We start from the raw sequence: 8,658 nt of genomic DNA, 5'->3' as shown, positions 1-8,658 counted from the left end.
TCTAGGAGGTTAATTCCTATCTTCATATATATTTCCTATGATCTGACCCTCATCTCCTGATACTATAGAGGCGGGTAGTGGGAAGGCTGACTAAAAACAGTTACATTTCAGAAATTAGTCTTACTATTCAGAAGATACACCATTCGGGATATGACGAGTCACATCAATGTATTTAAAATTATCCTGGGGAGCTCACTTACGAATAGCATATTCAGGAGACCCGGGCCTCAGGTCTCCAGTCACCTATTTCCTGAAATCAAAAGGAGATACTAGGGGGAGTTTATCTGGGAGTAACAGACCAGACCATCATGCCACTATACATCTGGTAATCAGCATTACATATGCCATCTATAGAACTACGCTGATAATACTCTTTGATCTTCTCCTTATTATCACCAGAGAGATGCTGATTCATTCCCAGATAATCCATGCATTTGTCAGCAGCTTCAGACCAGTCCTGATCATACCGTACCGATTTGTGGTAGATCTGTACAACCGGATGGATTCCCTGTAGATACAGGTACATAAAGGGGAACAAAAATCCTGAAAACATATTGGTTTTTGGTGGCTTTCCCAGAATATCATGATAGAGATCAGGGGGTATTTTGTCTGGATCCTTCCGGATATAACTACTATAATAGCAGAACTGCCGGGAACAGGATATCATCTTCACAAAAGTATCCAGATCTTTGATACCGGGAGTCATCGATGCGATGACCAGATCAAAGGCATTCCGAAACCCGAGTTCGTCAATATCTGCAGTCCACCATGAGCATTCAACCGGGTTGATAGATAATCCTTCATCACCTGCAGTCTTGGCAATCCGATCAAGCATTCCACGTGAGATATCGAGTGCGGTCACTGATGCACCTGCCTTTGCAAGTGGGATGGCAAGAGAACCGGGACCACACCCGATATCAAGAACTTTTGCTCCTTTCGGGGAGAAACCAGCCTTGTCTAACAGGGCAAAAAAGTCAGCAATCTTCTTTGCCCTTCTGGTCTCATCCCCGTCCTTTCCAAAATCTCCGGAACGTTTGTTCCAATGATCTGCCTGCATCTCATCAGTGATCAGATCAGGTTCGCTGATTGATGTCCTCCAGCAGTCTTCCCAGTATGTCAGATTATTATGGTTACTCATGGTATCTCCGGAAGTGAAGCATGAGATCAGGGAATCCTGTCTGATCGTATGCGATCTTAAAGGTTTATACTAGATCTTAATTATCTCTTGTGAAATGTATTCACCCATAAGAATTACTTTTTGGATAAATTATTTTATTCTAATTAATGAAATAAGAGAGCGTCAGGGTTATTTGATTTATAATATCAAAAATAAACATTTAACTGTAAACATAAACAGATATCTACCCCGACTTTATGCAAACCTTTAGGAGTATCGTATGAAATCCATATTCAGGATAGTATGCATCCTTATCATAGCGGGATGTTTGGTTGGAACGGGACCTTGTCTTGCAGATGATACCCAGACCATTGTCGATATCACCGGCAACCAGGTGACACTTCCGGTAAACATTACCCGTGCTGTCAATATCGATCCATTCGCTGCTCAGTTTCTCTATGTCATCGGTGCTGATGATCGGCTGATTGCAACTCAGCACGGCCCTTCAGATGCCGAGAAACTCAAGAAGTACACCCCTTATCTGGCTTCACTTCCATCAGCCGGACACAAAGATGATTTAAACAAGGAAGAAGTGGTAGCACTCAAACCAGAGGTCGTTATTTCGTCAATTGATTATGTAAACGCGAATGAGGTCTCCAAACAACTCGGCATTCCATTTGTAATCCTTGACTTTGAGTCGCCTGAAAACCTGACCAGGAGTTATCAGATCATGGGGCAGATGTTCGGGAAAGAACGGGAGGCAGATGAATTTATCTCCTACTATAACGGGAAGATGAACCAGGTCAGGACCGATCTCGCAGCAGTGACCTCTGACACGGTAAAAAAGGTATACTACGGACAGCGAAAAGCAACCCAGACTCTTGGTGATAACTATTATGAGGCCAGGATCGCTACGATTGCAGGCGGAGATAATGTTGCCGAGGGAGTGAAAGGAGGCGATAATGTGGTCAGCATGGATCAGATCTACACCTGGAATCCTGATGTGATTGTGCTCCTGCCCTATTGTGCCCAGTCTGTGGATGATATCCTTGCCGATCCAGCCTGGCAGGCTCTTCCAGCAGTGCAGAAGAAAAAGGTATACCGGATGCCAAAGTTCCTGATGACCTGGGAGATGCCGGTCCCTGAATCGGTCCTTGCAACCATGTGGCTTGCAAATGTTCTGTATCCGGGATATGTGAACTACGATTTGACTCAGGAGATCAAAGAGTTCTACCAGAAGTATTACCGGATTAATCTATCAGATAACGAGATACTGAGTATCTTATCAGATAGTGCTCCGATAATCCTGACCGGGATGTCGTAAGAGATATCTCGATATATTTGTCATGAAAATGCTATGCATTTTCATAAATTGGCCTGAAGAGAATCATCAGGCCGTTTTTTATGAACCGAATCAAAGGTCAGCGAGTGGGAATCAGTTGCGCTGTTAACTATAATTCAAACACTAATTAGAGAGGTTGCCAGTTTTAGGTGGATATAACAGTTTTAAACGATTTTAAGGTTAAAATCGCATTATAGCCTCAAAGTGCCCATATTTTTTAGATATCTGAATAAAATTTGATCAATATATAAAAATTATATTTCGAAATAGTTAATATCATTCAGCCGACACGCTTCTGTGTACGACCCCCGGATGGGCAACCATACCCAGGGATCATATGAATGTTAGGAGGAATGTAGTGTATAAAAAGGAAAGTGGAGTATCACCGGTCATCGCAGTCATGCTGATGCTGGTTGTTACGATCATTATTGCCGCTGTAGTCAGCGGTTTTGCTGGAAGTCTTGCGAATGCAAATTCAGCGAAAGCACCCTCACTAAATCTGGATGTAAAGATCTCTAATTCTGGAAGTTATATGGGGAGTGGATTTTCTGCAGCGGTCACTGGAGTAAGTGAACCGATCAGGACAAAGGATTTGAAACTGATCACTCAGTGGAAAACAACATCCGGGGTATCTGGCGGTAATACGAGCATTGGTGGTACCAATAATTTTGACTGCTATGTTGGAATGGGAACAAATGCTGAATATACTACTTCAGTTGCACCCTATGGATTCGGACAAGGGGTAAACAGTTCATACACTCAGAATCCAACCAAACCATATACAGTCTACGGGCAACAATTTGGTAACTACACCTTGATACCCGGAACGACGATGTCTGCCGTACCGGCACCATATAATAGTGGTGTCGCGATAGGTGGTAATGCCGGTGCAACTTCGGGTTACGGTATTGATGCTGCCTCAGCATTCACATACACGTCCGGAACAAATTATGCAGATACATATACAGATGCTACGCAAGCTGTTCTTGGAAACAAATGGAATGAATTAAGAGCGGGAGATACCGTTTCAGTGAGTGTTGTTCATATTCCAAGTGGAAAGGCCATATTCTCGAAGAGTGTGGTGGTAACGGAGGGATCAGTATGATGAAATCCACTCGAAGATTAGACTCAGCAGTATCACCAGTCATCGGGATTCTACTCATGATTGTGGTAACAGTTATCATTGCAGCGGTAGTTTCAGGATTTGCCGGAAACCTTGTCCAGAGCCAGCAAAAAGTTCCTCAGGCACAATTATCCGGGTCTTTCAGTGTCCACGACGGATTTACCATTAGGCATAATGGCGGGGATTCCATCCCAACCAAGGATATGATGGTTACTATCAGGAATTCACGGCTCTTCGGCCCTGATGTAGAACAACGTTCTATTCAGGTAGTTAATGGCACCATTATTACTGATAGCAGCGATACAAAGCCATGGCTTTTTTCAAACGGAACGATTGGAATTACCTCGTTTAATGCAGGAGAGACCGCACTGGTGAACTCAACAAACTGTTTCTGTGACAAACTTCAGCCAATCATCACACCATCCGATTTCGCAGCATCTATCAGTGCAGATGGGCTCACCTACTCAGGAACCAAGACTGTATTTTGGGGTCTTTGTTTCAAGAATCCCGCAAATGTGGGTAAATCATTTATCATGGACGTCAGCGATAAGGCCACTGGGAAAATAATCTCAACCGCGAACGTCCCAATCACCACATAGATTAAATAGATTCTTTTTTTTTACGAACATCATAATTTTGTTTGAGATTTATTTTCTCTCAATCGTCCCTTAGTAACCCATTGGGATTATTATTGGCAAATAATTAACTAAATATAATGCGAATTACCATATTTATAGTGGAATATTTAACACACGATTCTGCTACTGGTTCACAATCTTTCAGTCTTCCCCCCCATTTCTGGCAGAACCAGTGGAAAGAACAGCGGATTGCACGTTTAGCCGTTCCAAAGTTTGATGCCCCCCATTCATTTTGGAATGATAAAATGAAATTGAAAGAGCATTTTATTCAAAATCTTGATGGATGGAGAAACCAGGCAGAAGAGCGGATTTCTCTCATGGGTATCAGAGATGGATCCAGGGTTCTTGACATAGGTGCAGGTACCGGAAACTTAAGCGTACCTCTCGCAGTTCATGGTTGCGATGTGGTAGCAGTTGAACCGGGAGAGGCGATGAGTGAGGCACTTCTTATTTATCAGCAACAGCAGCAAACCCGCCCGATAACCCTTATTCAAAAACCATGGGAGGATGTCAACAAGGTTGAACTTGGTGATCCGTTCGATGTGGTAATTGCATCATACAGTCTCATGATCACCGATATCGGGGCAGCGATTCAGAAGATGCAAGAGATATGTACAGGTACTATTCACCTCTTCTGGTTTCTGACCCAGCCGCTTTCTTCACGGTTAAATACCGAACTCTGGCCACAGATCCACGGATCTGAATTTCCAGGAGAACCCACGGCTGACTATCTCTGGCAAGCTCTCTATGAGATGGGAATATATGCAAACCTTGCAGTTGAGCCCGGTTGTGAAGCAGCGTACTTCCAAACAATCGATGATGCAACGCATGATTTTTATCAACGCTTGAACTGTACAAAAACGGAACAGGAAGCAATTATCAGGAGATACTGTGAGACTTTCCTTGAGAAGAACAGTAATGGCTACCGGGTGGCCGGCCGTGCTCTCGGTGCTCACATCTGGTGGGATGTAGAATAATCACTGATATTGCCGATTATTACAAGAATGCCCGTAAAATTAACATGGATAATATTTGATATTAAATTATTAGTTACTCAGTTAATTTTAAATAAACTATTTTTCCAATAATAAAACAACATCACTAAATAATACCAGGAACTATGATCTAACAGTAATGGAAATATCACTATGAATATTTCAGAATTATTCTATAAACACCATCTTAACGCGTTAATCTTATTTTTGACTTATATCATTATTGCCCTGTGTCTCTTTTCCGGATGCGTCGATGAAAAAACACCAGTACAGTCTCCGGCTCAGAATATTACCGAACCCCTTAAAACAGATGTGGTAATTCCAGTAAATTCTCCTTCTGATTTGGTTTCTTCAAATGTAATGACAAAGAAAAACGGGGTTCCTGCCGGAGGTCTGATCTATGAAGGCCTGCTTACGAAGAACAGGAACGGTGTATATGAACCCGGACTTGCAGAAAGTTGGGATGTATCAGATGATGCAAAGACCTGGACATTTCATCTTGTCCATAATGCAACCTGGCATGATGGGGTACCGGTAACGAGTGCTGATGTCAAATTCACCAATGATTTCTTGAAATCAAACAACCTGACAATGGGATTTGTCCTGTCAGACGTTTCATCAGTCACCTGTCCGGATGACTATACCGTTGTATTCAATCTCAAGAATGCATATTCAGTCTGGCCTGACCGCCTTGCCCAGTCACCAGGCATCGGCGTGTACCCTAAACACATCTTTGAAAAGATTCAGGATCCCAAAACCTACAAAGATACTCAGTTCATCGGAACCGGCCCGTTCAAGTTTGATAAAAGCGAGTCCGGTTACTTCCGGGTATCTAAAAATGATAAATACCGCGGAGAAGACCCAAAGATCAGCGGAGTTATCCTCAAATTAATTACCAATCAGGACAGCCAGATTCTTGCCCTTAAAAATGGAGAGATCGATATCGTTTCTGATATCACTCCTGCAGTTGCAGATAGTCTGCGAAATGAACCAAATATCGGTGTAATAACCATACCAGCAACAACCGGGTATGAATTAGGATTTACCATGATTCAATATCCCACCAATCTCTCTTCATTCAGACATGCTATGAGTCATACTATTGATCGGGATACCATATGCACAGTTCTTGGCAATGCACGTCCGACCAACACAACATTTCTGATGCCTGAAGTTGCAGGAGCGTATGTAAACCCCAATGACACCGGCATGTATGATTACAACCTCTCCAAGGCACGTGAAGAACTCAAACAGGCAGGATTCATCCAGGATGGACAGGGCATTCTTCGTGGTCCTGATGGAAATCCGGTAGAACTTTTTCTTCCAATCGGTGGAAAAGCATCGACCGGCGTGAGTGAAAAGATCGTAACAGCACTTCGAAATGACTGGGCAACCCTGGGCATTCAGATCAAAACAACAAAATACGATGATGAAAGTCAGTACCGCAAAGCGATAGACAAGGGGAATCTCTTTATCGACGGAATGCCCTCAATCCTTCATGATGATCCTGATGATCTTGTCGACTTTGCGGTAACACCACTTCAGGAGAAGAATTATTACAATTTCAACAACAGCGAGTTCAACGCCCTGACGGTAAAAGTCAGAAATACAGTAAACAAGGAGGAACGAAAAGGAATTGGGTACCAGATGCAGGATATCCTTGCTGATAATGTACCAACAGTTCCAATCTGTAGTACTGATAGTTACGATGCCTTCCGTACCGACCGGTTCACCGGATGGGAAAAACTTGTTAATTATACCAGTATTCAGGATCGCAAAGTCTTAACTTCGCTTCAGCCGGTATCCCGATCCTGATGAATCAGGAGTGAGAAATACCATTTGTGGAGCTGATGAAAAGTGTGGGGATCATACCTGAGCCGGCGGTTGATATATAGTGGATTTGCCTTTTTTATCAGTATTTCCATCTCCTTTTTTATCATTCATCTGATGCCCGGTGATTATATCACCAATTATCTTCTCTCACTGGGAAACGTCCTGCCACAGGAAACTATTGATCAATTCTATCGAGAATTCGGACTTAACCTGCCTCTTTCTGATCAGTACTGTATCTACATACAAAATATTCTCCGAGGGGAATGGGGATACTCCTATCAGTATTCAGTACAGGTACTGCCTCTGATCCTTGACAAGTTATTCTGGACACTGATTATCCTGGTGCCTGCAACAGGTATGGGAATATGCTTTGGCATGATTCTAGGTGCATATTCAGGCTGGAAAGCAAGGACTACACAGGACCTGGCATGTTTCAATATGATGATCATTATCCGGGCAATTCCCTCATACTGGTGGGCAATCATGACCATTACCATCTTCGGTTATAGCCTCAAATTATTTCCAATCAGTGGATATACCAGCATATCTATCCTTTATTCAGGGATTAATATCGGTGATGTCATGCATCATGCAATACTTCCAATAGCCGTACTAACTCTGACGATTACTGCGGGGAATTATTACCTGATGCGAAACTCGATGATATCAGTCATCGGTGAAGATTATATCACCACAGCCCGTACCAAAGGACTTGATGAACATAGCATCCTCTGGCGTCATGCTCTTAAAAATGCCAGTTTGCCAGTTATTACCATGGCCACCCTGCAATGTGCCTCTATTGTTACCGGAAGTATATTTGTAGAAACCATTTTTTCCTGGCCAGGGATAGGGCTACTCACTACTGAAGCACTCAAGGCCAGAGATCTCCCCTTGCTCGAAGGAATATTTCTTCTTGACACACTTGTCGTAATCCTTGCAAATCTCACTGCTGATACGCTCTATCCACTGATCGATCCTAGAGTAGGAAAAGGAGTCGATGAATAGAAAAATCCTTTTCTGGATTAGCAGCATGGTTCTCCTTTTTTATGGAGTTGTTGCTGTATGTGCCCCGTTTCTCACCCCATATGATCCGTATGCCATTTTGGGAGCTCCTCTTAAACATCCAGACCATGAACACCCACTAGGTACCAATGGAACCGGGCAGGACATTTTAAGCCAACTCATATACGGTACCAGGATCACACTCCTGATCGGATTTTTGGCTGCAGCCATATCCTGCGTAATCAGTACAGTTCTGGGAATCCAGACAGGATATTACGGGGGAATTTTTGATGAACTTGTCATGCGGGTCATTGATATTTTCATGACAATTCCTCTTTTTCCTCTCCTGCTTGTGCTCACTTTGTTCTTCACTCCCGGTATATTTACGACCGCGATTCTGATAGGTGTCCTTGGAAGTACCAGGGGTGTTCGTGTGGTAAGAGCTCAGGTTATGTCGATCAGACAGGCCACCTTCATCGAAGGAGCACGGGCAATCGGTGCGAAAGATCATCAGATTATGTCCAGCCATATCCTGCCAAATATTATGCCCCTAATAACAGTCAAATTTGTATCATCAATGCAACATTACCTTCTTCTCGGAGTTGGAT

At 43.1% G+C, this 8,658-nt stretch carries 8 protein-coding genes; 7 read left to right on the top strand and 1 reads right to left on the bottom strand.

Annotation, left to right across the window (positions count from 1 at the left end; all coding sequences use genetic code 11):
* Positions 1-280: 280 nt before the first annotated feature.
* Positions 281-1,138 carry a class I SAM-dependent methyltransferase gene (locus LUQ50_RS12120; RefSeq protein ID WP_300040095.1) on the bottom strand — a complete coding sequence of 286 codons (858 nt, stop codon included), beginning with the start codon at positions 1,136-1,138 and terminating at the stop codon, positions 281-283.
* Positions 1,139-1,445: 307 nt separating this feature from the next.
* Here LUQ50_RS12120 and LUQ50_RS12115 point away from each other — a divergent pair, with 307 nt between their 5' ends.
* The 7 genes from LUQ50_RS12115 to LUQ50_RS12085 all read left to right on the top strand — a co-directional run.
* Entirely contained in the window at positions 1,446-2,441 is a 996-nt protein-coding gene (locus tag LUQ50_RS12115; RefSeq protein WP_300040094.1) for an ABC transporter substrate-binding protein, read from the top strand.
* Positions 2,442-2,817: 376 nt separating this feature from the next.
* Complete coding sequence (locus tag LUQ50_RS12110; RefSeq protein WP_300040093.1) at positions 2,818-3,564, top strand: type IV pilin N-terminal domain-containing protein; 747 nt, start codon at positions 2,818-2,820, stop codon at positions 3,562-3,564.
* On the top strand, positions 3,561-4,181 hold the full coding sequence (locus LUQ50_RS12105) for a type IV pilin N-terminal domain-containing protein (RefSeq protein ID WP_367279007.1): 621 nt from the start codon (positions 3,561-3,563) through the stop codon (positions 4,179-4,181). The genes LUQ50_RS12110 and LUQ50_RS12105 overlap by 4 nt, the downstream gene beginning before the upstream one ends.
* A gap of 284 nt (positions 4,182-4,465) precedes the next feature.
* Complete coding sequence (locus LUQ50_RS12100; RefSeq protein WP_300040092.1) at positions 4,466-5,197, top strand: methyltransferase domain-containing protein; 732 nt, start codon at positions 4,466-4,468, stop codon at positions 5,195-5,197.
* A gap of 225 nt (positions 5,198-5,422) precedes the next feature.
* Positions 5,423-7,030 carry an ABC transporter substrate-binding protein gene (locus LUQ50_RS12095; RefSeq protein ID WP_300040091.1) on the top strand — a complete coding sequence of 536 codons (1,608 nt, stop codon included), beginning with the start codon at positions 5,423-5,425 and terminating at the stop codon, positions 7,028-7,030.
* 132 nt (positions 7,031-7,162) lie between these two features.
* Positions 7,163-8,053, top strand: a complete 891-nt coding sequence (locus LUQ50_RS12090) for an ABC transporter permease (RefSeq protein ID WP_300040090.1) — start codon at positions 7,163-7,165, stop codon at positions 8,051-8,053.
* 25 nt (positions 8,054-8,078) lie between these two features.
* On the top strand, positions 8,079-8,658 hold a 580-nt coding region (locus LUQ50_RS12085), incomplete at its 3' end, for an ABC transporter permease (RefSeq protein ID WP_300040089.1).

The organism is Methanospirillum sp., assembly GCF_028679455.1.
GTDB lineage: Archaea > Halobacteriota > Methanomicrobia > Methanomicrobiales > Methanospirillaceae > Methanospirillum.
The sequence above is the reverse complement of the archived record's forward strand: the minus strand, read 5'-3'. Positions and strand labels throughout refer to the sequence as shown.

Bases quoted from the DNA above. Each gene is read 5' to 3' on its own strand.
- LUQ50_RS12120 (WP_300040095.1), bottom strand. From the start codon at position 1,138: ATGAGTAACCATAATAATCTGACATACTGGGAAGACTGCTGGAGGACA.
- LUQ50_RS12100 (WP_300040092.1), top strand. From the start codon at position 4,466: ATGAAATTGAAAGAGCATTTTATTCAAAATCTTGATGGATGGAGAAAC.
- LUQ50_RS12090 (WP_300040090.1), top strand. From the start codon at position 7,163: ATGCCCGGTGATTATATCACCAATTATCTTCTCTCACTGGGAAACGTC.
- LUQ50_RS12105 (WP_367279007.1), top strand. From the start codon at position 3,561: ATGATGAAATCCACTCGAAGATTAGACTCAGCAGTATCACCAGTCATC.